1 pseudogene is annotated in these 501 nt (G+C 75.6%); it reads right to left on the reverse strand.

Features of this window, described 5'->3' with window-relative positions:
• Nucleotides 1–501 (reverse strand): annotated as a pseudogene (locus AOK08_RS46780) (hypothetical protein); the annotation flags it as partial.

The following is a 501-nucleotide window of genomic DNA, read 5'->3' on the forward strand; positions in this document are numbered from 1 at the left end:
AGCCCGCTGACAGCCCCGCTCCGGCCGTACCCGACGCCCCCGTACCCGCTGCCGTACCCGCCGTACCCCTCACCCGCGCCGTCGGGCACGCCGCCGGTGGCCTGGTCCTCGACCTCACCACCCACGCCCGGGTACACCGCGACGTCGCCTGCGCCGTACCCGCCACAACCCTCAACCCGGCCCGTACCCGCACCCAGGTACACGCCCGCGTACCCGACGTACCCAGCGCGTACGAGGACCTCTTCCAATCCACCGCTCGCCGCGCCCGCGAGGAGCGCGAAGCCCCCGCCGCGCGCCCGCGTACCCGCCCTGAGGTACACGCCGTACCCCGGCCCGCACCCGCACCCGAGTACACCCCTGTACCCGAGGTACAGCCCGGCCAACGCCCCGTACCCGCCGTACCCGGCGGGGGCCCGTACCCCGTACCAGCTGTACCCGGCCCCCGCCCGGACACAGGTACGGACGACGCCGACGTACTCGACCGCGCCCGCCTCGTCGACG

It is taken from the genome of Streptomyces graminilatus, assembly GCF_001418565.1.
Lineage (GTDB): Bacteria > Actinomycetota > Actinomycetes > Streptomycetales > Streptomycetaceae > Streptomyces > Streptomyces graminilatus.